Here is a 25,215-nt window from a genome sequence, read left to right as displayed (position 1 = left end):
ATTTACTGTAAATTAGTAGGCATAGCGGGATTAGGTTACCCTAATTCCGCTTGAATATTTTTTTCAAAGCTGCTGTAGGCTACCCTATTGTGAGGGCTGGTTATAAATAAGCTTATGGACGCCGACAATAAAACCGAAATTATATGACTGATGGGGTTCTATCTACGACATACCTTGCCACTCATTTTTTTATCGCGTAAATCACCCCTCAAACAATGATAACCAATGCTCTGAATCCATAGTTATATCTTTCCCATCTTTACTGTAAATCGCATCAGCCAGGGCTTGCTTGTGGGCCTGCATATCGACTATTTTTTCTTCTACGGTATTCTCACAGATAAATTTATATACAAAGACTGGCTTGTCTTGGCCGATTCGGTATGCGCGGTCGGTAGCCTGGTTTTCTACTGCAGGGTTCCACCAGGGATCGTAGTGTATTACCGTATCGGCAGCGGTAAGGTTTAGGCCTACACCGCCGGCTTTTAGGCTAATCAGGAATACAGGAACATCGCCATTCTGGAAAGCGTCAATCGCTTCCTGACGTTTGCGCGTGCGCCCGGTCAGTTTTACATAGGGTATTGCCTGTTCTTCAAGGGCGGTTTCAATCTTGCCCAGCATTTCGGTAAATTGGGAGAATAAAAGTATCTTGCGGCCTTCCTCCACCATCTCCGGGAGCATATCCATCAGCGCTTCCAGCTTGGCCGATTGCTTAACCTTTTTTGCCTTGTCCAGTTTGACCAGTGCGGGGTCGCAGCAGATTTGTCGCAGCTTTAATAGGGCATCCAAGATTTCAATATGAGAGCGATTTAGACCTTTCTTCTTCATCAGGTCCCTAACCCGCTTCTCCATCACCGAGCGTACGGTTTCGTAAAGCGCGGCTTGGGCGGTATCGAAAGTCACCCGTTGGATAATTTCTGTTTTCGGCGGCAGTTCAGTGGCCACTTCTTGTTTGCTGCGGCGTAAAATAAATGGGGAGATTCTCTGGTTCAGAATCTGTTGCTTGTGCTCATTAGCCTGCTTCTCAATGGGGGTGCGATAAAGACCATTAAACCTTTTCTGGCTGTGCAGAAAACCGGGCATCAGGTAGTCAAATAGTGCCCACAACTCGCCCAAGTGGTTTTCCAGTGGCGTACCTGTCATGCACATTTTGTGCTTTGCACTTAGAGTACGGAGTAATTGTGCCGCTTTTGATTTGGGATTTTTAATCACCTGGGCTTCATCGAGAATCAATAGATGAAAATCATACTCTTTTAATATTTCACTATCCCGCACAATCAACGGGTAGGTGGTTATGACCAGATCAGACTCGGGAATGAGTGAGAAATTCTCATGCCGGTCACTGCCGTGAAGTAGTAGTGCTTTTAATGTTGGAGTAAAGCGCAGGGCTTCGTTGAGCCAGTTACCCACCAAGCTGGTGGGTACAACCACCAGGGCGGGGGCGGTTAAGCGGCGGCTCTCTTTTTCTTTGAGAATATGAGCCAATCCCTGCAAGGTTTTACCCAGGCCCATGTCGTCGGCCAAAATACCATTCATATCGAGCTTGCGCAGGTGTTGCAGCCATTCAAAACCCGCTTGCTGGTAGGGGCGTAATTGTGCTTTCAGTGCCCTGGGGGGTTTTACACTTTGCGGACCCTTTTGTAGATTCTTGGCCAGGGCTTTTAGATCTTTATTGCCCTGCCAGGCTGAATCGGCATTCGGCAGCTCCGGCATAGCAAATCTGGGTACCTTGAGGCTTTGGGATTCGCTGTCATACCACTCTTCTAAAATTGCGTATAAGTTGTGGAATAGAGCACTGGGTAGGCGGATATACTGGTCTGAACCAAGAGGAACCAATATGTCTTCTTCGTCTGTAGCCACATACCCCGATTCCAAATATTGCAATAATAATGGTGCTAAATGAATAGACTGCCCTTCAATATCTACAGTTGCACAAAGGGAAAACCAGTCGCTGGAAGATTGCTTTGTTTGCCATTCCCAATCTTCAATCTCGTGTACTTTTAAAGAAAAGTTATCCTCGAATTCAACTATCCAGCCAGATTCCTCAAGTCTTGGGATACCCTCATTGAGGAATTCATGCCAGCGCTCAATAGGAGTTTGGCCTGGCCCACTATCGGAGAAGAATAAAACGGGTTCACCAGTTTCGTCCGCCCCCAAGCTAAATTGCCACTGCAAGAGATCCTTCAGTACGGCGGCTTCATGTTTGAAGTCTCGCTCTACTTTATATAGTTTATCTTTTTGGGGGTAGATATTAGTCTCAGGACGATTCTCTGTAAGAATTTCTTCCGCGCGGATTACTACCGGACCATATTTAATAAGAAAACTTGCTGTATGGAGACTTTCAGCCCCTTCTCGAATAGAAATTGAGTTAAGGGTTAATACCGGCCGTAACAAATCATCTACAGGTATGATGGGCACCGACTTTGGCGTGGGTAATTGTTCACTGCCATATTGTTTATTGAGGAAAGTAATAGCATTGCCTATTTCATCTTTAGAAATGGCGGGCATGGTTGTAAAGTCATTAAGCGCTTCCCCATCCACCGGGCTGATGATGGGACCAATGATGTCTTCCTGTGGTGAATAATAGCAAGGTGGTTCGGTAGGTATGAGCTTCCAATCATCGGGGAGGTCAGGTACATCTAATTGCAACTGTGCACTACTCTTACTTTCCTTCCAACTTAGTTCCAATTTAACTGCCTCTCCCCAATGAATCGGGGTTAGGGAATCGATATCGCTGAAGAAACGCTGACTGGCTAGTAGGTTTTTCAACAGCATTGCGCCTTCTTCTCCTGAAATACTCTTTTTGAACGAGGACTGGGAGAGCAGCTGTTGAAGGCCGAATATTTTTTGGTCGACTTTTGAAGTGGCGAGGCTACTGTTGATATGGAAGTATTCTCGCTGAGGCGCTCCATAGCCGCCTTTCTTGAGGCGTCGAGCTGAATATACGCTAATTCGGGCATGAGCTGGGGTATATTGATCACTCCAGTCCAAGGTGTATAGCAGGTCGCGATTAGATGATGTGTCCTGCTCGGAGTCACGATATTTTTCTTTTACACCTTGTTGCCAGTTGTCCCAAGTACGACTGACTGATGGTTGCCCTAATGGACGTTTATGCTCAGCAATTACCGCTATTAGCACTGCAGCTACATGTTTACAGTTGTACCCTACTGGACAGGAGCATTCTCCATCAATTTCAAAGGTTCCCGAAATTGGATTTTCAGTTAGCGATATATACTGATGGTAGTGACTAGAGTAGGAGCCTTTCACTTTCCCGGTGATCGTTTTGCCATCCTGAGAAATATTGAATCTTTCGACAAAACCATTCCGGAAGTAATTTTTCCCTCTAGACAGGCTATTAGTGGGAAGTTGATTGGAAATACTACTGAAATCGATAGGGTTGTTCATTTTTGGGTTGTGTAATGACTACTGGCTGGCGGTTGAGGTTTGAAGAATATTCTTTGCTCTAATAATACCCTCTTTTAAGGAGCTTAATTTGCTAATAGCTAAGGGATTTCTGAATAAATTTATGTCGATAAGGAAAAAAGGCTGCCTATTCAGGCAGCCTTTTATTTGGTAGGAATCTCTGGTATTGATAGGCCGCCCCCAGCATACACAATCCCACTAACATACATACGACTATCTTCTGTATTAGTGAGAAGTCTTGCATGTCCCAGAGCACAATCTTCAGTGCAGCTATGCTGTAGATAATTAGTGACAACTTAAGTAGTTTCTGGGTTTCGGGCTTTAATGTCTGGAACAATAGTAGGGTTGCATGGACAACGAGAGCGAAGGAAACTGCTGGTAGCCACATGGCATCAAATAGCTGTGCTAGTAGAGCTACGTAAACAATAATCGCGGTAACATGCACCAGCCACATATTTGCCATTCGATGACCAGACCAAACGGCTCTTGTAGGCAGGGTTTTGTGGTAAACCAGCAGGACAGCGATGCCAAGAGAGACCAGGTTATAGGCTCCAATCCACTCTGCATTGTGCGATTTCACAATGACAGCTCCGACTTGAATCAGTGTGATTAATTCAAAAATACCCAGTGTCAGCATGTAGAAGGGCGTAAGCTGGTTGCGTACTGGTGCCAGCTTGGGTTGGCTGAAAAAGAGGCTTCCAAAATAGAGCTGGGTGAGTAGTAATGACAGGACAAAGTCATGAGTTAAAGTGTAACTGACAGCTATCAGCACTGCCGCAAAATAGTAGAAGGCCATCGGGAATACAGGCTTCAGCGCCCAGTGAATAGCATGCTGCCACTCTCTACCTGCGGGGTATCGCTTTAAGCCCTGGCCAAGCCATATGAGCCCTATGAAGCTGGCGACTCCCAGTAATAGCCCCTCCATCGCCTTGCCCTGCCAGCCGACAAACTCCTGTAGGAGACAACCGCCGATAGTGATAAGGCTTGCAGCAGAAATCAAAATGCGAACTTCTTGTTTTAGATGTTCCATCCGCAGCCATGTGTAGAGGAATAAGGCAATACCACACGAGAACCACATAGCAACAGTGAAGTAGTCACTGGCTTTATACAGTATGGTAGGTAAGGCAATAATGGGTAGTAAAGCGTAAAAGAGTTTACGCAGTGCCAATGCCAGCTTCTGCCCTGGTGATTGTATTTTCAGCTGGTGATAAAGCTCCGCAAGCAACCAAAGTCCCAGGAAAGCTTCAATACTGGCGATTTTTCCGTAGGGGATTTGATCGTAGAAATGAAGGTTGCCTACAACCGATGCACTGGCTAACAGTGGGACAAACAACAGAAGGTAATGCCAGAGACCGAGCCACTCGCTAAATGCTGAATTCATGCGCTGGCTTCGCCAGATCAGGAAAGTCATTGGCAGTGGTGCCAGCAACCACATCCCTTGCGGCCAGATAATACCCACCGATAGCAGGAAGCTCGCAGATAAAAGCAGTCCGAAAGCATTATCTGCGATATAAGTGAAACGTTGTTCTGCTGAAGTGATTTTACCGGCACTACGGCGTAATAGCTGGGTGAGCGCAAAGGCCCCAGCACTGAGGGTCAGCCAGTTAGTCCAGCCTGCACTCACCTCTAAGGATAATAGTAGTGGAGCAGGAACCAAGCTCTCAGCCACCCATATGAGAGCTTGCAAGAATATGGTTACGCCGGCGAGGGCTAGAGCGATATAGCCCTCAGTTCGCACGCTGACAAAACCAAAATGTATTCCAAGGTAAATCAGCAGGAGGCCTTCCAGGCACCACACAATGCCCAAAAATTCAGGGCTGCAAAGTGCCAGAATTGCCAGACCTGTTAACAAGCCCCCATGGAGTAAAGCTATTGCGAGGATACTGCGGGCCGAAGCACTATTAACATCGTAGCCGAACAGGTGGCGTGAGTAGATGGCGAGCGCGGCCCAGGGTATTAGATTGAGTAACCAAACCACACCTAGTGCATTAGCAGTGGGTGCTAGAGACCAGCTAAGATGAATAAATAGCACCAGAGTTGCTACCAGCAAACCGAGGCGCCTCCTATCCATTTCCTTGCCACTAAGCCCACCCAGTATGTAATGGGCAAACCCGTAGAAGAAACCATGCAGTATCAGTAACAGACCCCAGTTTGAGCTAGACTCGCCCAAGTTTGCGACTGAAAACTCGAACATCCCTGCGCTGAGCACCATGGTGACCACTGCCAGCTGAGGCCATTGAATCAACTTGGACAAACGCAGCATTGCGAGCGCGAGTACCAACAAGTAGCTGAGATAAATAACTGCGGATGGATCAAAATGATTGGCCACCAAGGGCATCGTGGCTCCACCCAGCAGAGTCACCATGGAAACAACCCGGGTCTCGAATAGTAGGGCGAGTAAATAAGCAACTCCGGTAGTTACTATAAGCAGCCCCACACCGATAGGAATCGGAACCAGCTGATAGTAAGGCCCAGCAAAGTAACCACATAAGTAAAGCAGTATGACCCCGAGAGCGATCAGTCCTGAGCCGTAATCTGCCATGTTGGGCATGCGCCGCCTGAACATTACCCCACCAGTAGTAGTCGCCGCTGCTACCAGGAAGCCCAAAGTCACTTTACCCACAGGCCCCAAATAGGCATTGAAGGAAAACTGCAGCAGGTAAGCAAAGCCAAACACCAGCGCCAGGATGCCGGCAGCGGTCATAAAGAAGACAGGAGCCTTCCCTTGGCTTTGATAGTGCCGGTAGAAACTCATCAGGGAGCCCCATACTCGGCTAATGGGTTCCAGAGCAGGTTCCAATAGACTCGGTAGCTCCTCAGATAGCCATTTAGCCTGTCTACTAGGCTTCCTGGCTGTGTCAGAAGCAGTGGTAATAGTGCTTGCTGGCTGGGTTGGAGTTTCAGGAGGAGGGGGAGTAGGTTGCTCTATCGACGGGGATCTGGAGGGATGAGTACCCATCAATTGGGATAGCTCATCTTCTGGCTCATCCACTGTCGGGAGCTGACTTGCCAACTGATCCACAGTATCTTGCTGTATCTGCGCTTCTAGAGCCGATAACCGCTGTTCGAATATCTCAATGCGACGGCGATTGTCTCTCTCCAGCAGGGCTAGTTCCGCGCGAAGTGATTGCAGTTCACTTTCCATAACTTGCTCTAAATGCTTTTTTCCGAGGCTACCTGGGCCTGACTGAGGGAACAAGTATTTATAGGTTTGTGGCTATCTATTCAATTAGTTTTGATAAATGTATCACTGTTTTTAAGGTAAGTGTTCGCTAACTGCCTTATTGGCAACTAGTAAAATCGTAGGAAGATTAAGTACAGTGAAGATTGCTATTTTTGTTCTGTCTGTTTTACGGTGATTGGGGCAGGGGAGATCGTTTGTTGTCACTCAACCAAGAAACTTGATAGGTCTCGATAAGATAGTTCTTTCACTGTATAGCGCTTACCAAAACTACTTTTTCTATATTTTTACTTTTTTGCACTTAATATTTCAATGTGGAAAAATCATTTGACCCCCTGTAATTCAAAATATATAAGTTCCACCAGATAAAAGATTAAACATCTTTAAATATTTCACGGAAAATATGAAAGCTAGGTTTCAAAGATCTAGATATCGCATGTTGTTAATCATTTGTTGTTGTCAATTTCATATGCTCGATTGTGTATCCCTCAAGTAACTTTGTGATTTTGTATCAGGTAGAACAGTAGATATTCCCAAATTGTAAAAGTTGTCAGTAATTATTATGGATGTTCAAAGAGCCATTCCCACAGAAAGACCGCATTCACTTGTAATGGCAGCAATACTTGATACTTTGCCATTAGCAATAGCTGTAATTCCCTGGGGGATTCTTTGTGGCTCTCTAGGGATTAAAATGGGTTTGAGTCCACTAGAATCACAGCTAATGTCCTTGCTAGTATTTGCCGGGGCAGCCCAGTTATCGGCTCTTTCCATTATTGGTGTGGGCGGTGGACTTTCGTCTATTCTTGGTAGTACAGCAGTTGTAAGTTCTCGCCATTTACTCTACTCAGCAACTTTTAGAAGTGAAGCTTTAAAGCTGCCAATATACAAGCGAATTGTATTTGCCTTTCTTCTTACAGACGAAATGTTTGCAGTTGCAGAGAATAAAAATAGAGTACTTGGATATTTTTCGTTTGAATATGCGCTAATGTCCGGATTTACCTTCTACTTAATATGGAATTTATCCACCTTTGTAGGCGTTGTTGCAGGAAAGAGTATTCCAAATTTAGAAGCGCTTGGATTGGAATTTGCAATTGCTGCAACTTTTATTGCTATGGTAGTTCCAAATATTAAATCTAGGACTACTCTTATAGCTGTTTTGATTTCGGCAGTAAGTTCTGTAATGTTTCATATTTTTGCAGTACCCAATGGGTTACTCTTTTCAGGATTGATGGGTATGTGCATAGGTTATCTATTGGAAGACAAGGCCGAGGAGGAAGAGGTATGAGTATTTATACAATCTTAGCAATGTCTACCATTACTTTTTACATGCGTTATGCTTTTTTTGTAAAGAATCTTCCAATAAAGCTAAACAATAATACTCAACGTTTTTTAAGATTTACTGCACCCTGTATATTGACCTCAATGGCTGCTCCAATCGTATTTGGAGAGGTTGAGCTTTCCAATTCCGATCTGGCTAACCCCTTCCTTGTTGCAGGTCTCTTTACTATTTTAGTAAGCTGCGTGATTAAGAATACCCTTGCCGTTGTCCTTCTTAGCATATTTGCATTTTCATTGATGAAGTTCTTTTTTAGCTGAAAGAGCTTTAACTGTTTAGAGCGAAAGCTACTCGGCAGCAAGTTTAGTAGGCTGAAGTTAGGTTAAGCCAAATTTTGATGGTAAATTAAGCTGTCAGTTTAAATTAATTTGCTCTTCTTGCTATTAATGGTCTAAGTGTTATCAGGAGTTAACTTAACTGAGTCACGATAGCGTGCCAGCTCATCTAAAAGCCACTGCTGGGATGCTTCTTTAGGCTTATCGGTACACTGAATATGATATGGCTTGCCACTAAAGGTGCTCTTGGTTGCACTTAGCTTAATAAAATCTTCCGCGCTATCAATTTTGTTGGAGAAATACTTATATTTTTTCTCCATATGCTCCACTGCTTCCTGGCTGGTGTGCTCACTATCATTGCGGATAAAGGTACACTCTGAGGTAGAGACAAACTCTATTAGGTGATTTATTTCCTTGATAGGTGTATCTGCTTGAGCCAGGGTGGAGGGCATACTTAGTGAGATAGTTGTTAGTAAAGTTGAGAAACTTTTAACCATTTTTCCATTCCTTGGCTATGGAGTATCAGGGGAGTTCATTAGCGGGCCAAGAACTGGCATAGGGTCAAGAGGGGCTCTATGCCAGAACTATATATCAAGGCCAGCAGCTCGGCGCTTTAAGCGTTCTTAGTGACTACCACTTTTGCAGCGCACTGTACGCTCTTGCTATCTTCCTCTCCAATAACTTCAGAAGATTCAGTCAAAATTTGTGAGACGGTAAGTTCAGAGGCAGAAATCACCTCCATCATTTCCTTCTTGCAGTTGGTGATGTTGATTGCATTAGAGGCAGTCGGATCGTAGCTGATTTTGTGAGAAAAGTCTCTCTCTTCTTCACCATTACGGCTTCTCTTGATGCTTTGGAACGCCTCTTTACCCGCATCTACAGTGTCCCCGATAACGTTGCCAGGCTGTACCTCGAGTTTCATACAAGAAGTGGTAGCAAGGGCTAGTGTAATAATGCTCAAGAGATTCTTCATTTCTTTTTGGGCTCTGGAAATTGTAGTTTTCTTTAAAACAGTACAGTGTACTTGGTTAAGGTATTTTACATGAGGAATAACAACGAGTCCTGCAAGTGGCCTTTATAACAATAGGAGTAAGCGATTAACTGCCTATTTAATCATCTTTTTGGTTGAAAGTTAGCCTGCTAGTCGAAGTATTGCCGGTGAAAGTACCTCTTTGGTTAAAGTAGATAGCTTTGAAAAGTGTTAACTGCAGGATATAAGCTATTTTCGCTTAAGCTGGCTTTTGAATATCCACACAGATTAAGTTCTAGAGAATTGATATATTGGCTAATACATTGAACTATGTATTTTTATTAGTATCTGATGATCTCTGAAATATAAATATACTAAAAATAAATGGTACTATTGTTATGTTTCGACTTTTATTCTTAGCTCTAGTGATTTCCGCTCTGTCTTGTTCTGTTCTTGCTGAGAGCCCAGTTGTCAATGGAGTGAAAAATTGGCATTCGGTTAAATTTAAAAATGAGCTGTTACTAAATTTACACCTCTATTTATATGAATTAGCGAGAGATAAAGATTTACATAATGATTTTGAAAAAGGGGGAACTCTTTCTGTTGAGGAGCAAGAGATTTTTGACCTTGTAATTAGCGAGTATAGGAAATATGGCGCTGACAAAAACATACATATCATCAGGTCTAATTCTGAGATTTCAGATTTAACTGCACTCTTAATATCACATCACGCCGTTCAGCAAGGTTCTGTGGAAAATGTTCTATATGCACATATAAATAACCTATCAACCATTTATAAAGCTAAGTTGTGGTCGGTTCATGAGGCGAGAAATCTTAATTGGTACCTGAATTTGAAAAGTAAACTTGATGTTTATGGAGATAGGGTTTTTAGCAGCTTGGAAAAGTTATTTGATGAAAAGCTGGTTCTTGATGAGCATACGATAAATATTGTTTACAAACCTGGAATGCGCCAGGGCGCTACTACTTCTGGGAGAAGCTTTCAAACGATTATTAATAGTACCTATTCAGATTATACTGACTGGTATGCGTTTGAGATGTTTTTCCATGAAATCTCTCATGCTAATGGAGTAGGTCGAAATAGTAAGTTGCAGCGGGTCATTAATACAGAGTTTAGTCGGCTGGGATTGGAAAATCATAAAGGAATTTGGCATCCGATACAGTTCTATACCGTTGGAGAAATAGTTAAGAAAGTGATACGCAAGGATGACTCTGAGTATGTACCTTATGCCGAAATACGTGACCTGTATAGCGGGCATTGGGACTACAAAGTACTTCTTGATAAGTATTGGAAGCCTTACTTGGATGGAAAAGTTTCTATGGAGGTTGCGATAAGTAATATTGCGGTAGCTTTATCAAAGAAGGCTGCTTGATCTTATACTAATATAACTAATTAGTAATATTGATGCATTTGCGGTGCCTCAAGATACTTGTAAACTTGAGGCTTATTAAATTCTCAGGTTTCACCTTTTACCTAAGGATAGTTCGGTCTACTCATCATCCTGATGATATAAGCCTATTTTTTTCCAGGGTAATTAGTGTTTGCATAAGATAAAGGTATAGCTTTAAGGCTTAAAAATATTATCTCTTATGAGTAGTCTGGAAAAAGAACCCCAGAGAATAGAGTTCTCTGAGGTTACCTATTCCTAATCAATAAGCGCTTATGTCTTTTGAGTAGTGCTGATAGACTTTAGAAATATTTATAGAAATGCCACTTACAGCTAGCAGCTCATAATGATCGAGCCCAACCTACTCCAGGTCATGGCTGGTATAGAGGGTAGTCCGTATATCCTACTTCGGTGCCTCCATACATAGTGTTTGGATCAACCTGATTGAGTGGCCATTCATTGCGAATACGTGTGGGAAGATCCGGGTTGGCAATAAAAGGTCGGCCAAAGCCAAAGATATCTCCGTTACCAGCGTCAAGCACCCGCAAAGCTTTTTCGGGGGAATACTTTCCTGCATACATGATGCGTCCGCCAAAGATTTCACGTACTTCTCGATAGAAATTCTCAGGCAAATCTGGTGCATTATCCCAGTCCGCCTCGGCCAGTGACAGATAGGCAATTCCAGCTTCGTTTAGCAGCTTGATAGCCTCGATATAAGTCTTGTGGGGATCACTCTCTACCAGACCAAGGTAGACTCTGTCCTCATCGGTACTTTCGAAAAGCGGTGCAAATCGAACACCGAGCCGTTCGCCGCTAACTTCATTTGATACCGCTGCAACAATTTCTTTAAGGAAACGCAGACGATTTTCTAAACTACCACCATACTCATCATCGCGATGATTGGTATGTTCTGAAATAAACTGGTTCACAAGGTAACCGTTGGCACAGTGTAGCTCAACACCATCAAAACCAGCTTCCATCGCATTGCGCGCGGCTTGGGCATAGAGTTGAACCAGTTCTTTAACTTCCTCTGTTGTCAGCGCACGAGGCTCACTGGGTTCAGCCAGGGCGCCTTGTCCTGGACCTGTCTCGATAAATACCTTAACTGCGTCTGCACGGATAGCAGATGGCGCAACGGGCGCTGCATTGCCTGGCTGTAGTGAAGTGTGAGATACACGCCCAACGTGCCATAGCTGGGCAAAGATAATACCGCCTTGATCGTGCACGGCTTTGGTTACTTTTTTCCAGCCTTCGATCTGTTCCTTTGAATAGATTCCGGGTGTCCAAGCGTAGCCCTGGCCCCTGGGTTCGATTTGCGTGCCCTCTGTAACCATAAACCCAGCACCAGCACGCTGTGAGTAATAGTTAGCCATCAAGTCATTGGCAATATTTCCAGGCTGGCTACTGCGTGATCGGGTCAGGGGTGGCAGAACAATACGGTTTTTCAGGGTGTAAGGGCCCAGGTTGATCTCACTGAATAGTGACTCGTTTTTCATAATGACCTTCCTGTTAAAAACTGACTGCAGTGAGTGTTTGAAAAGACACAGGTAAAAAGCAGCGGTGATAAGGGCAACTGAATAGCCCCAGCCAGTTTTGGCTGTGCCTTGTGATGGTGGGAATACTAGAGGTGCAAGGATACAATTTGAAACAACTACTCTTTGTCTTGGTTACAAATATGAATGGTATAAGCCGCTTGGACCTAAAACAGCTACGTATACTGGAAGCACTGCTTCAAGAGAGAAACCTATCCCGGGTAGCTGAAAAGGTGGGGTTAACCCAGCAAGCGATAAGCGAACAGTTGCGTAAGCTGAGAGAAGTGTTTGATGACCGGCTGTTTATCCGGCAAGGCAACGGTATGGTGCCTACCCCTGTTGCTGAGCAGCTGGGAGGCAGGATCAGTAGTATTTTGAAGGATGTAGAGTCACTGCTAACCCCAATAGCGTTTGATCCGGCAACTTATAGAGGGATTTTTAGTATTAGTGCCACGGATTACGCGATTCAATCGGTACTGCCCCAGCTATTAGAGGTTGTCCGTAAATCTGCCCCGGAACTTAAAGTTATCGTCAGGGACTTTGAAACAGATAATCTCAATCAGTTAATGGTGGCTGGTGAGATCGACTTAGCGCTTACCTTTCCTGATTTCATTCCGGATGACCTGCCATACAAATTGCTATTTGAGGAGCAACATGTCTGTATAGCGGGAAAAAAGTCTCCACTGAAGAGTAAGTCATTAACATTGGCAGACGTGGCCGAGCTTCCGCAACTGATCATTTCACCGTCACGGGCAAACCTCAAAGGATCACACGATGAATGGTTTGCGATGCAGGGGCTAAAACGCAATATTGTTATGTCGATACCCAGCTTCTCTGCTGCCCCAGATATAATTGCAGCTACAGACACAATTGCGTTCTATCCCTCAAGACTTCTACCCAATAAAAAAGTTATTCCCCTTAAGTTGGACACGCAAACACCAAAATTTGAGGTTATAGCAGCATGGCATAGTCGATCTAACCATAGCCAGCTTCATATGTGGATGGTTGAACAGCTGATGAGATTATTTAAGAGTGAAACCTTTTAATAAGTGGTGATATTCTGGAATCTTTCGACTCCAGAATAAAATGTCGACTTCTCGGCCCTGTAGCGGCCCTGCGGAGTAGAGAACTGTTCATTGCAGTAGTAGAAAAGCCCTGAACTCTCAATTGACTCCTGCAGGTCTGCTACAGTTATGCGTGGGACTAGCTACTCTCAAACAGAATTATCTGATTCCTTAAGCTCCATCTGACTATCTTGAATCTTGTTTTTGGGGCCAATCAAACTACGGCGTTTGAACCAGAAAATTATTGCACCTAATGGGAATCCTGCGGTAAGAATTAGTGGAGCATGCTCACTTGCAGATACCGCTCCGCCACCAAATAGCTGAAAGCTGAAGAGCTTTATATGGTAAGCCCCAGTAGTCCAGTTAAGCTTGATAGCTCCGACACTAAATAGAATGAATAGTATCCATAACCATTTTCGCTTCTGAACCGGTGTTCTAATGCAGGTAACCAGGGTTACAAGGATAAAAACTGGGAAAATGATGGCCATCATTAGTACTAAATAATGACCAAGCGGTTTATTCGATAACGAGAAACGATTTAGTTCCTTTTGTGATTCAGGTGTGTTGTAAACACTGAATCCGGCAATAGAAATTTTTCCTTCGGTGCGTATCATGTATGCACTGGCCAGAGCCCAACCATCCTCAAAGTGATATTCGAAGGTGAAGCTTCCCTCCCAATTATCATTGATAACCTTCACCTGTGAACCGATAAGTTCAGTGGAGAGTAGCTTGCCAGAGGGAAGATAATCGTGCATCTCCTCAAGTTTTTCTGGGGAAATAGTACCAGCAACTTCAGTATCTATAAGGCTCATTACATAGTCAAAATCTCTCTGCATAAACCGGCTAAGATAATTCTGGGCAAAATTTGCCTCTTTTTGAGGCACCAGGCTATTTTCTGAAATGTCAGCGTTAGCTGCGGTGGTAAAAATTAGAGCTGTGAAAGCTAATAAGTTGAAAAGTAGTTTCAAATTTAAATCCAGTCTATTTTCTAGTATCTAGTGCATATTATTTTATAAATAAAAGCAATGACTTTAAGGTTTTGTGTTGGGTTGTAATTGTACTGTCAGTGCCCTAATTTATCTATGTAGTATTGTTAGAAGCTTTTATCTTTACTTCAATGTGCTAAAAATTAATAAAAGTCAAGGTGAAGTAGGCCCCTTAAATTTACTGAATTGAAACGATTCAATCGATAATAAATCACTTGAGTATGCTAAAAGAGGCTACTTTTATCTATATATCAAGAGCATATAAGTAATAGAGCTATTCTCTTAAAAAAAGCTCAGCAACTTCCTTTTTAGCGGCAACAACATAGGTAATCATTAGGTTTTCCTGATTAATATCAGTCAAATAATCGATATCTCTATGCACTGCTCTCAAAATAGAAAAGTTACCGGTGTCGAGGTTGTAAGACCACAGCTGGTCATCTCGATTGATTGAGTAAATCAAATTCTCTTTGATCACAAACCTTTTTTCACTGCCCTGATTAATCAGCTCTTCAATAAGCTGGTCTTCCGCAGGGCCGGGCTGCCAGAAGCGGTTCATATGATCCATATAGATCAGCCGGCCATCCTCGCTTCTTTGGGCCCAGTTAACTTGGGTATCGTTGATAATACTTACTTCGAGATTATCCAGGTTTACTTCTGCAAACTTTGTAACACCTTTCACCGTTAGAGTTAACAGTGCGAGGTTACTCACACTATCCCACTGGAATAGCCGGTCAACTGGATGGACTAATGAGAAGGCTTCTCTGTTACCGTTCAGGGAGATTTTAGTCAGTATCTGATTGGCACTCGCCAGTATGCTTTGGCCGTCGGCAGACCAGTTAATGCCGTAGATATTGGTATCCATAGGAAACTGGCTGACTTGCCGTAAATCGCTGCCATCAGTTATCCACACCTGGTCTTCACCAGAGCGCCTGGAAGTAAACGCAATCAAGTTGCCATTGGGTTGGAAAATGCCATCATCCTCTCCCAAAATCGACCGTGTTGTGCTTGGATAGAGTTCGCTGACATCCTCTTCCGAAGGCGTATCGATGGACTCGGGTTGGTTAAGCGGTATTGATGCAATATCACTATCGTATCGGCCCTTAATCAGAAGTGCCCTCTGCCCATTTGGGTGGAATTCCGGCGAGCTGGCAGACTGATCCAGGGGTAAATCAAGCTTACTGACCTTTCCATCATAAGTGAGAGAGAAGAGCCGCCGCCCTGTGCTAAAGATTAACTCATCTGTAAGCGGTGAAAAGTTAGGGGATATGGTCCTGCGCTGGGGGATTTCATCCGGATAGTCTATCGGGTGGCTGGATAAAAGCGCCCCCTTGGAATCCAGCATATCGATATAAAGCTGGCCATCTTGATGATGGCTGGTTACGGCTATTAATCCATCACTTATTGAGTAATCAAAATAGGCCAGATTTCCATTCTCCAGATCATAAAGGACTCGACTGGCATTATCCCTGACTGAATAGTTGATCAACCGCCAACGGTCAGTCTCTTTGTGCAAAATAGCGAGATCATTATTATTTAGCCATACCGGGTTCTTAATCGCGGAATTTCTACAGCGCATTAATACATTTGGTTGCTGTGGGCTGGCTAATGCCTTTTGAAAATCCAGGCTTACCAGGTTGTAACAAGTATTTTGGGTTAGCGGTATGGTGCAGTCTTCTTCAGAAATAAATACCAGTTTCTTGCCATCTGGTGATAGTGTATGGCGGCCATAAGTACCCCATTCTGGAGTTAATTCCGTCTCCTTCTGGGTACGAATATTTCTGGCCCATATTTTATTAACACAGAGCTTATCTAGATAACGATTAAAAATAATATATTCACCATCTGGCGAATAAGAGGGGCCAAATTCTTTGCGGTCAGTTGCGGTTACTGCCTGTAATCGATCAAATACAAGCTGAGAGTTTTGCTCGGGCGGAGAGTATTTAAATATAACAAATACTAATAATACCAATCCGACAAGTGCAAAGATTGGAAATCGATTTGGTTTGATAGTCTGGGTTTGGTGGCTTGGATTAACCGGTTTTATATCTATTTCCGGCTTGGGGGAAGAAGGGGAGGGCGCTTCCTCTCTCGGTGCTGTGTTATCTTGTGGAATAGAATCATCATTCTGCCAAACAATATCGCATTCCAGACTATAACCCTGTTTGGCGTGAGTTCTAATATAAGATTGCTGCTTTCGATCCTCACCCAAGGCTTTTCTAAGTTGCGCAATACTTCTTTGCAGCGTATTTGGTGTGACTATTGTATCGGGCCAAACTTCAGACAGTAGCTCATCCTGGCTCACCACTTTTCGCTGATGCTTTGCCAAGTGGGTTAAGACAGCAAGGGCTTTTGGGGGGATAGTTTGCGATTGCTCACTTCGGGTGATCTGGTTTCTGGATAAATCAACAAAGAAGTCACCCACCCAATATTGTAAAGCCATTGATGTATCTACCTGAACAAAATTTGAGCTGAATTTTTGCCGTCGATACTAGCATAAACCCTGATTACATCTAAAGCGTGCCTTGTAACCCATTGATAAATAAGAACTTTATACCAGCAGCGCAAAGTCATCCAAAAGTCAGGAGCATTTCAGGTGTTTCACTGGCTCCTTGTTTAGATTGAGCGCTTCTCCGATCACATGTAACGGTATAAATACTGATATGAAAAAGCGTTTACTAGTCGCATTTCTCCTGTTGCTACCTATCGCTGCCCTTGAAGCAGGTGAGCATAAGGCCCTGGAGTTATCCACAATCCAAGTAATACCCATTCAGGACTCCAGCAGTAACAGAGAATACGAGCTGTTTATTAAGCTGCCCGAGAAATACGAGGAGAGTGATACTAAGAAGCACCCGGTTATTTACTATACAGATGCTTTATGGGCAGTTGAAATACTATCGGCCACTACTGAATACGCACTGGAAGATGCCATTTTGGTGGGTATTGGCTGGCAGAAAGATATGCCAGCTGATGAAAATGAATGGTCGAGTCGATATCGGGACTTTAAGCCAGCACTACCCTCAGATAATAAAGATAAAAAAACCTATAAAGGAGAGGCCCATCAGCATCTCGCCTTTATAAGAAATGACGTTATTAAGTATATCGAAAGCAATTACCGCGCAAATCCAGATAACCGTACTTATTTCGGTTACTCATTCGGGGGGCTCTTTGGGGTTTATGCCTTAATAAGCCAACCGGATACTTTTCAAAACTACATTATCGGTAGCCCATCAAGATTGATAGGCACTTATATGGATTCTCGGCTTGAATCAGAGCCTAACAAACCATTGATGGATATACCCAAGCAAACAAACGTATTTATTGCTTACGGAGAATTAGAGAAGGAGCTGGGCGCTACGGTAGAAAAGTTTGTTGGCGAGTTAAAGGGACAAAAATTGGCTAACTTAACTCTGGAGCCGGCGGTTATCGAATCGGCGAATCACACTACAGCATTCCCAAAGACATCAGTCCGCAGTATTTATTGGCTTGCCGATAAGCTGAAACACTAATCAATGGTATATCGAGTCATATTAATTAAAAATTAAATTTGGGATCTAAGATGACTATTAAAAAGCTAATCGCAATCGGCTTAATGTATGGCATAAGCGCCACTGCGGGCGCAGGAGATTTGCATGCTCCAGAAATAAATATGGCCGACTATGGTAGTGACCTCACAGCCCTGGAGAGATCAATTCCCAAGCTTAAAAAAGCATTTATTGATACAGCCCCAGCGGATAGAAAAGACGGTATTCCTGTTGGTGAGATAGATACCATCAAAGAGAGCTTGGAAAAACTGGCACGAGAAATAGCAGATAACCAACATACACCCTACGATAGCTTGCTAATTGCTCAAAATAACAAACTGGTATTTGAATCCTACTACTCCCTTGGTCGTGTTAATTTTCCGCACCCACAAGCCTCTGCCAGCAAGGCCTATACAGCCCTGGCGATTGGGCGGGCGATACAGTTGGGCTATTTAACCATGGAAGACTTAGACAAGCCTGTCACTTCCCTCCTGAAAGGGCTGGATAGGACGAAGCTTGTTAAAGGCGCAGACCTTGTGACATTGAACCATGCCATGAGTATGCAATCTGGAATTCGTATTGCAGAGGAAAAACTCGATGCCTTACTGGAAAATAAAGAGCAGTTAACCGGGAAAAAGCTAGCCCAAATCTATCTAAGTCACAGTAAGCCGATCACTTCTGATTCGCAAACTTATTTATATCAAGGCTCAGACCCAATGATTGCAATGCTGGTTCTGGATGCTGTAGTTCCCGGCTCCGCGAGTGACTTTATTAAAGAAGAGCTGCTGGAGAAGATGGGGATAGATATCTATCACTGGAAGGAAGCTGTTAGTGGGGTGCCCCAGGCAGGATCAAGAGCCATGATGACATCGCGCAGTATGGTTAAGTGGGGCACTTTGGTACTTAATAAGGGAAAATGGAACGGCCACCAGTTAATCCCTGAAGCGTTTATTGCTAAGGCCACCGGAAAAGTAGCTGTTCCCACAGATGATGAGTTTGACTATACCAATTTTTCATACGGCTACTTCTTCTGGCGAACGCCCCTGAAGGTTGGCGATAAGAAATATATTGCAAAGTTTGGCTGGGGCGGTGGTGGCCAGTATGTGATCTCTATTGAAGATCTTGATTTGGTGATTGCGATCACCGGCCACAGAGATGATGACAAAACTCTGGGCTTGATAGAACAACGTATTTTGCCGGCTTTTGTATCTTCTGCATTAAGTGGTACAGCTGGCTAAATTGTTACATTAATTGACCTTGCCTAAGCACTGTTAAAGTTTTCTGTCCAGCATTTAGGGCCTCTGGAATAAGGAAGCCCTAAATGCTGGACAGATTGTTCGATTACACAAGGGGTGCGGTAGTTATCGTTTTTGAAGTAGTAGGACCAAAGCAGGATTGTTAGGGCTCACTCTACTGGGAAAATTTGCTTTTTATCCCCATTGTCTTGCCTCTGTTGTCTTTTGATTCTCCTATAAATCTCTTCGCGGTGAACCGCCAAGGTCTTGGGGGCGATTATACCTACCCGCACCTGATTACCTTTAACTTCTAATATCGTGATTGAGACGTTTTCCCCAATCCTGAGGTTCTCGCCAGTACGGCGGTTTAAAATCAACATATTGGTTTCCTAATGAGACGCAAAGCATTGGCAAACCTCCCGCAACGGGAGGGCAAGGAAAGTAAGAACGGTTGCAGGTATTAGGAGGGGCGCGAGAGCGGTAGGCGTAAAAGAAGAAAAGGCGGGCGCTAGACTCCCAGTGCTTAGGGAATCGCCTCAGGCTACTGAATTTGCAACCTTTTATTGAAGACGAGTGGGTTTCTAGCGTACCATTCATGGAGCCACTTTGATAATTACTCTATCAATTTGGTTAGCTGGCCCCGGGTGTTGCCGCACCTTGGGTCAGCGCCTTTTACTGTCTCTTACGTCACGCTACCGTTCTCCTTTGAGAGTGGGTCTTTTAGAAAATTTTTGGTGTTCTTGTTTTATCTTGGGCTGTTGGCTTGTAGAAGCTGATTTGATCACGGCCCAAAATATTGATAAATATCTATCGATTCTACGCAGCTTTGACGCTGAAGAAAACTTAATAAAATCCAATAAGATTATTTGGGCGCCTATATTTTTTGCGGGTTCACTTTGCCGAACGGTAAGGGCTCATTAAAAAATAGAATCAAAAATAGTGGCCCTTTTAATGAGCACAATGAATTCTATGCGCCGTTAATCCTATTGGATTCTTCAACCCATTGTTGGTTAAAGCCGGCTTTTTTGGTGTGGCCGATAAATTTATTCATTAGCTTTTCCATGCAACTCTCAAGGTCTACTTCAAATTCTAGCTCTTTGTCTGTCTGGTAATCTTCAGCAGCTTGGTCTGCCATGTCCCAAAAAAATTGGGTTAACCGCTTTGCATCCTCGGTTGAAGTAATGTCATCCTTACCGAGTACTATGTTTTCAGCAAATTGATTTTTCAATTTTTTAGAGTAATGAATGGCAACTTGTTTGGCGGTGATTTCGTATTCATTTAATTAACACATAGGTAAACCACCGCCTCTGGCGGTGAGACTTGACAGGGCTCTGCCGTTCCGGCGTGCAGAGTAAAAATATGGCCTCCATGAACCGGCAAGTTCTATAAGGAGGCCATATACGAGATTGGCAGTGCCAAGCTCACGTGAAACATTATTGCAGGTACCACGTGGTGTTTGTGCCCAAGTATCGAAAGAAAGCGTTATTTGGGACATTAAGGCGGGAGATTGGAGCAATATTTCGAGACTTATGTCGTCAAAAGGGCATTGAGTTGGTCGAGGGGTACGCAATGAAGGATCACATCCATATGTTGTTAATGATTCCTCCGAAGTTCAGTGTTTCCAATACGATTGGGTTTCTGAAAGGGAAATCTGCGATCCAGATATTTCGGAAGTACAAGCATGTACAGAGAAATTTCACAGGAAGACACTTTTGGGCTCGGGGCTACTGCGTGAGTACAGAGGGGCTTGATGAGCGGGTGATTCGAGAGTACATCAAAAATCAAGAGGTTGAAGAGCGCCGCCAAGAGCAGATGCGACTGGCAGGGTTGTAACTAGCCCCCTCTGGGGGCTTTCACCATACCACCCGCTATGCGGGTGGTTGCTGATTTTCATTATTTTTTGTAAGCCTAAAAGGGTGAATCATTTATTATGGCCACTTTCTGAGATATAAAATTTAAATTTCAATAATTGTGTTGTATGTTTTTTCTGTCACAACCAGAAGTAAAGGGTTGCTATTGTTGGAGGCTATTTGGAATCTCAGTCCTTTAGGTATGATTGAGAAGTCCATTAGAATCCAATAGGCGCAGTTACCTTTGTGTATTTTCTGAAATCTACCCAAAAGGTAGTTAGTCACGAAAGTCTATATCGCCACCTCGCAGGGGACAACGACTAAGAATATGCTGCACACTAGATCTTGACAGGTGGTACGGGTCTATTTTGCATGGGCGTACCAGTTATGCAGCCCCGGCAGCAATGAAAACTTAAATGGCTTGATACGTCGAAAGTATCCAAATGGAGTAGGATTTAGAGGGGGCAGTATAGTTAGTAAAATCATCAGTGAAGACATTCGTCGGTCACAAATGGGTAGCAAGCGAAGGTCCAAAAAAAATGCCTCGACGGGCAAATACCTTACAAAAAAAAATTTGGGAAACGTTGCACTTATGTTGGCAATCTAGGGGGATGGCTGGACAAGATATAGATAAGCGGCATTTTTATGATTAGTATCACGTAATTAGCGTGCCTCCTTCGTTGGTACATTTTTGAGCACCAGCTTGCTCGGCTGAATAGTGATCAATTGAGGCTTCTCTAGGGGGCAGTAGTAGCGAGGCTCGGTGATTGCTGTCGAGGAAAGAGGTTACAACGGGATTTTGAGGCGGTAAAAATTCGTACAGAAATCTCTAAGACGTAATAAAGCCCTACTGGCCAATAAGATGACCTAAACAAATAACACCCAAATCGGTAGTAAAGTTATGCTTGCAAGTCCTATTGAATCCGCACTAAAGCAGTTGCCCGCTGCAACGATTACGGATGTGTTTATTGTCGTGCTGTTGTCAGTTTTCGCAATCGCCTTTTATCACAAGCGCCAGGACAAGCATGCAAGTTTCACAAATTATGCTCCCACGCTTCTGACCTCTATAGGAATTTTAGGCACCTTCACCGGGATTGTTTCTGGGCTGCTGAACTTCGACCACGAAAACATTCAAGCCAGTATCAACTTACTGCTGGGCGGTCTGAAGACGGCATTTATTACCAGTATCTTAGGCGTCTTCCTATCACTGCTATACAAGTCTCTCGTTGCGTTCGGTTTGATCTCCAAGGTCAGACCGGTTGCTGGTAAGGAAAAGGAAGATGTCGATTCCAAAGATATGTATGCGGCATTAATAGCGCAGGTGGAGGCAATCAACAAACTCAATGGCGCTATCTCAGACAGCGACGAATCTAGCCTCATGGGCCAATTACGATTGATGCGCTCAGAATCATCCGATCGTGCAAAGTTACTACAAGGCTCTCAAGAGAAAAGCGCTGAAGCGCTTGTGGTGATCAAAGAAAGTGTTGATGCCCAGCGGGTGAATTTTGACCACTTTGGTGACACTCTTTGGATTAAGCTGCAAGAATTTGCGGACATGATGTCTAAGTCCGCTACTGAACAGGTCATCAATGCGCTGAAAGAAGTGATCAGCGATTTCAACAATGATCTTACGGAACAATTTGGCGGTAACTTCAAGCTTCTCAACGAATCCGTAGAGAAGCTTGTGCTCTGGCAACAGCAGTACCAGACACAGCTTGAACAGATGATTGCCCAGTATGAGCAAGGTGTAGCAGCTATCACCCAGACAGAGGTGAGCGTGGCCTCTATCAGTGCCGAATCTGAGGTGATTCCAAAAGTCATGGGTGAGCTGCAGTCGGTGATGGAGGTCAATCAGCACCAGATTTCCGAACTGGATCGTCACCTAGAGGCATTCAAGGATATTCGCGATCGTGCCGTAGAATCCGTCCCAGAAATTCGTAAGCAAATCGATGAGACTCTTGAGGGGGCAAAAGCCATCAATGAGCGCTTGGCTACCGGTATGCAAGAGAGCGTGGACGCTGTTAAAACCGCCATCGTTTCCGGAGTGGAGAACTTCGAAGTTAAAGTAGATCGTGTAAATGGCTCATTACAGCAAACGTCTGATGTGGTCATGCAATCGAGTGACGCGATTCAGAAGCAATTCGAAGACTCAATTTCCGATGTAAATAACCAAGTAAGGAATATGGTCCAAGAGGTTGGCGAAAAAAGTAAATTTGCTACCGGAGAAATTGAGAACTTAGGCAAAGAGCTTATCGTCCAACTTACCGATGTTCGTCGAAAGTTTGTCAGTGGACTTGAGAGTATGCAGGGTGACCTATCCAAGAGCTTGGAAAATTTGGCGAACGAGCAGTCCCGTCACACGCAATCGACAATGAATGGCCTTCGTACTACGGCTGAGGATGCACTATCGCAAACTGGCGAATCCGTACAGAAGCAAATCAAGCTCCTTGATGACGCTATGTCACAAGAGTTACAACGTGTAATGCAGCATATGGGGCAATCCCTCACCACTATTAGCGGTAAATTTACCGATGACTATCAGCGTCTGGTAGTCGCTATGAACGATGTCGTTAAGCGCGGTCAGGGAGTTGCCTGATGACACTCATGGTATCCCAGTCAGGTCATGAGGTTGAAGAGAGCCATTGGCTCTCTGTATCCGACCTGATGGCTGGCCTAATGATGGTGTTCCTGCTGATCGCCATTGCTCTGATGATCGAGGCCTTGAAGGAGCGCGACAAGATCAAAGAGATCGCTGTTGCATACCAAGAAAATCAAGTCGCGATATTTGACTCCCTGATGACTGAGTTTGAAGAAGACCTCAAACACTGGGATGCAGAAATCGACCAGGAAACCCTCACCTTCACATTTAAATCTCCTGATGTTCTATTTGAAACTGGTCGTTCAGACCTGAATGGACAGTACAAACTTATCCTAGATGATTTTTTCCCAAGGTATATGGCGGTACTAGCACCCTATAAGGCATCAGTAGGTGAAGTACGTATTGAAGGCCACACGAGCAGTGTCTGGAACCGGAATACCTCCGCTAAACATTCTTATTTCAACAATATGGAGCTGTCGCAAGGTCGGACCAGAGCAGTACTTCAATACATATACGATATCCCCGCGGTAGAGGAGTACAGGCCGTGGATTAATGCCAGCTTTGCTGCGGTGGGGCTTTCTTCGTCAAAGGCCATTTATGACGAATCCGGCCTTGAGGATCGAGAGCGCTCCAGGCGAGTAAGTTTCCGTGTAATCACCAATGCGGATATCCAGTTCCAGCGTATTTTGGCGGCAGACTAATGAAACTGGATGTTGATGGTGTTTTGCTCGCCCTACGGGCTGAGGCCCAGAAGATGGGTGATTTTTCTCCGGAGTTCGATATTGAGTCGATTCCGGACGCTGACTTTGATCTCGATTTGGAGCTTGAGCGCGGCAAAGAAATTAGCCTTGACGAGCTGGATATTGATAATGGTCTGCTGTCTGTTCAGGGGCGTCAGGTGCTGCTCTATATCCCTGATCATGGCTATCGAGTTGCAAATGCCCTTGGCGACCCGTCGAGAGGAAATAAGTTTCACGTTGCGGACTGCTCAAAGCTGGATGAAATGAAGGCTAGAAATCGATTTGAGCGATATAAAGTCACCAATAACCTGGAAGGAGTTTTCGGTATCTATGGCGTTGATGCCATAGGCGGTGAAGTGTCGGGTGATGCAGAACTCAACGTTTGCAAGCTCTGCCTTCGGTTCCTTAACTACCAGGGATATGCCTCCGGCGGGGTGCGTAAAGGAGAGGTATTCTCGAATTTTACAATTGAAGAGTTCTTTTCTACCTACAGCTCCTTGTTTACACACCTTCCAAAGCACAATAAGTACCTGGAGGGAGGGGGGTATTCTGATGATTGGAAGTCAATCTCCGATAAGCACCGAGCAAGTGCTAATTACACATGCCAGGTCTGTCGTGTAAACCTTTCGGATCATAAATCTCTCATCCATGCACACCATATTAATGGTAATAAGCGTGACAACCGGCCGGAGAACTTGAAAGTTGTATGCGCTGACTGTCACAAGAAAGAGCCCCATCACGAGCATATGCACGTCAAGTATCGTGATATCCAGATTATTAAACAGTTCCGCCGTAATCAGGGGCTGGATAACGTGGGTAACTGGGAAGAGGTTTTTGCTCTAGCGGATACTGCTGTACATGGCTTGCTGAAGCACTGCCAAAAGGCTGGGCGCGCAGTTCCCGAGATTGGTTATGAAGTGAGCAATCAGTCTCATGAGGTGGTGGCGGAGCTGGAAGTCGCCTGGCCAGAAGAAAAGAAAGGTATCTACATCAACGCCGAAGCAGCCCAAAACGCCAAGTCGCTCGGCTGGCAAATCTACAGCCTCGGTAAGGCCATGAAGAGCTTCCAGTAGTATGCGATAAAACCTAGTATCTCCAAT

General features: G+C 44.3%; 19 protein-coding genes. 10 read left to right on the top strand and 9 right to left on the bottom strand.

Annotated elements, in window-relative coordinates; genetic code table 11:
* Positions 1-201: 201 nt before the first annotated feature.
* Entirely contained in the window at positions 202-3,402 is a 3,201-nt protein-coding gene (locus ACJJI8_RS02540) for a DEAD/DEAH box helicase (protein ID WP_444934164.1), read from the bottom strand.
* 145 nt (positions 3,403-3,547) lie between these two features.
* The gene (locus tag ACJJI8_RS02535; protein WP_444934163.1) at positions 3,548-6,565 is read right to left on the bottom strand and encodes a DUF2339 domain-containing protein; all 3,018 of its coding nucleotides are present in this window, start codon (positions 6,563-6,565) and stop codon (positions 3,548-3,550) included.
* A gap of 598 nt (positions 6,566-7,163) precedes the next feature.
* On the opposite strand from ACJJI8_RS02535, the gene ACJJI8_RS02530 reads away from it, so the two are divergent.
* Positions 7,164-7,886, top strand: coding sequence for an AzlC family ABC transporter permease (locus ACJJI8_RS02530; RefSeq protein WP_444934162.1), 723 nt, complete (start codon positions 7,164-7,166; stop codon positions 7,884-7,886).
* Positions 7,883-8,197 carry a branched-chain amino acid transport AzlD family protein gene (locus ACJJI8_RS02525; RefSeq protein WP_444934161.1) on the top strand — a complete coding sequence of 105 codons (315 nt, stop codon included), beginning with the start codon at positions 7,883-7,885 and terminating at the stop codon, positions 8,195-8,197. The genes ACJJI8_RS02530 and ACJJI8_RS02525 overlap by 4 nt, the downstream gene beginning before the upstream one ends.
* 131 nt (positions 8,198-8,328) lie before the next feature.
* Here the strand turns inward: ACJJI8_RS02525 and ACJJI8_RS02520 are convergent, their stop codons facing one another.
* Both ACJJI8_RS02520 and ACJJI8_RS02515 read right to left on the bottom strand, forming a co-directional pair.
* Positions 8,329-8,709, bottom strand: coding sequence for a DUF5329 family protein (locus tag ACJJI8_RS02520; RefSeq protein WP_444934160.1), 381 nt, complete (start codon positions 8,707-8,709; stop codon positions 8,329-8,331).
* A gap of 116 nt (positions 8,710-8,825) precedes the next feature.
* Positions 8,826-9,185 (bottom strand): hypothetical protein, encoded by a 360-nt coding sequence (locus ACJJI8_RS02515; RefSeq protein WP_444934159.1) that lies wholly within the window; start codon positions 9,183-9,185, stop codon positions 8,826-8,828.
* A 395-nt stretch (positions 9,186-9,580) separates the two neighbouring features.
* Between ACJJI8_RS02515 and ACJJI8_RS02510 the strand changes: the two genes are divergently transcribed.
* The gene (locus tag ACJJI8_RS02510; protein WP_444934158.1) at positions 9,581-10,573 is read left to right on the top strand and encodes a hypothetical protein; all 993 of its coding nucleotides are present in this window, start codon (positions 9,581-9,583) and stop codon (positions 10,571-10,573) included.
* Between the two features lie 386 nt (positions 10,574-10,959).
* On the opposite strand, the gene ACJJI8_RS02505 is transcribed toward ACJJI8_RS02510, so the two are convergent.
* A complete protein-coding gene (locus tag ACJJI8_RS02505) occupies positions 10,960-12,084 on the bottom strand; it encodes an alkene reductase (RefSeq protein WP_444934157.1) in 1,125 nt (374 codons plus the stop codon).
* Positions 12,085-12,230: 146 nt separating this feature from the next.
* Between ACJJI8_RS02505 and ACJJI8_RS02500 the strand changes: the two genes are divergently transcribed.
* Positions 12,231-13,166, top strand: coding sequence for a LysR family transcriptional regulator (locus ACJJI8_RS02500; protein WP_444934156.1), 936 nt, complete (start codon positions 12,231-12,233; stop codon positions 13,164-13,166).
* Between the two features lie 167 nt (positions 13,167-13,333).
* Here ACJJI8_RS02500 and ACJJI8_RS02495 read toward each other — a convergent pair whose 3' ends face one another.
* Positions 13,334-14,152 (bottom strand): hypothetical protein, encoded by an 819-nt coding sequence (locus ACJJI8_RS02495; RefSeq protein ID WP_444934155.1) that lies wholly within the window; start codon positions 14,150-14,152, stop codon positions 13,334-13,336.
* A 292-nt stretch (positions 14,153-14,444) separates the two neighbouring features.
* Positions 14,445-16,610 carry a winged helix-turn-helix domain-containing protein gene (locus ACJJI8_RS02490; protein WP_444934154.1) on the bottom strand — a complete coding sequence of 722 codons (2,166 nt, stop codon included), beginning with the start codon at positions 16,608-16,610 and terminating at the stop codon, positions 14,445-14,447.
* Between the two features lie 220 nt (positions 16,611-16,830).
* Here ACJJI8_RS02490 and ACJJI8_RS02485 point away from each other — a divergent pair, with 220 nt between their 5' ends.
* Positions 16,831-17,676 (top strand): alpha/beta hydrolase, encoded by an 846-nt coding sequence (locus tag ACJJI8_RS02485; protein ID WP_444934153.1) that lies wholly within the window; start codon positions 16,831-16,833, stop codon positions 17,674-17,676.
* 50 nt (positions 17,677-17,726) lie between these two features.
* On the top strand, positions 17,727-18,929 hold the full coding sequence (locus tag ACJJI8_RS02480; protein ID WP_444934152.1) for a serine hydrolase domain-containing protein: 1,203 nt from the start codon (positions 17,727-17,729) through the stop codon (positions 18,927-18,929).
* Positions 18,930-19,096: 167 nt separating this feature from the next.
* Here ACJJI8_RS02480 and csrA read toward each other — a convergent pair whose 3' ends face one another.
* Together csrA and ACJJI8_RS02470 are read right to left on the bottom strand one after the other, a co-directional pair.
* Positions 19,097-19,306, bottom strand: coding sequence for a carbon storage regulator CsrA (gene csrA, locus ACJJI8_RS02475; RefSeq protein WP_282931298.1), 210 nt, complete (start codon positions 19,304-19,306; stop codon positions 19,097-19,099).
* 587 nt (positions 19,307-19,893) lie between these two features.
* Positions 19,894-20,154, bottom strand: coding sequence for a hypothetical protein (locus ACJJI8_RS02470; protein ID WP_444934151.1), 261 nt, complete (start codon positions 20,152-20,154; stop codon positions 19,894-19,896).
* 170 nt (positions 20,155-20,324) lie between these two features.
* On the opposite strand from ACJJI8_RS02470, the gene tnpA reads away from it, so the two are divergent.
* The 4 genes from tnpA to ACJJI8_RS02450 all read left to right on the top strand — a co-directional run bounded on the left by tnpA (position 20,325) and on the right by ACJJI8_RS02450 (position 25,188).
* Positions 20,325-20,759, top strand: a complete 435-nt coding sequence (gene tnpA / locus ACJJI8_RS02465) for an IS200/IS605 family transposase (RefSeq protein WP_444935136.1) — start codon at positions 20,325-20,327, stop codon at positions 20,757-20,759.
* Between the two features lie 918 nt (positions 20,760-21,677).
* The gene (locus ACJJI8_RS02460; RefSeq protein WP_444934150.1) at positions 21,678-23,372 is read left to right on the top strand and encodes a MotA/TolQ/ExbB proton channel family protein; all 1,695 of its coding nucleotides are present in this window, start codon (positions 21,678-21,680) and stop codon (positions 23,370-23,372) included.
* Positions 23,372-24,076, top strand: coding sequence for an OmpA/MotB family protein (locus ACJJI8_RS02455; RefSeq protein WP_444934149.1), 705 nt, complete (start codon positions 23,372-23,374; stop codon positions 24,074-24,076). Before ACJJI8_RS02460 ends, ACJJI8_RS02455 begins: the two co-directional genes overlap by 1 nt.
* Positions 24,076-25,188, top strand: coding sequence for an HNH endonuclease (locus ACJJI8_RS02450; protein WP_444934148.1), 1,113 nt, complete (start codon positions 24,076-24,078; stop codon positions 25,186-25,188). Before ACJJI8_RS02455 ends, ACJJI8_RS02450 begins: the two co-directional genes overlap by 1 nt.
* Positions 25,189-25,215 lie beyond the last annotated feature (27 nt).

This window comes from Microbulbifer maximicatervae (SeqCode) (genome assembly GCF_052467695.1).
The sequence above is the reverse complement of the archived record's forward strand: the minus strand, read 5'-3'. Positions and strand labels throughout refer to the sequence as shown.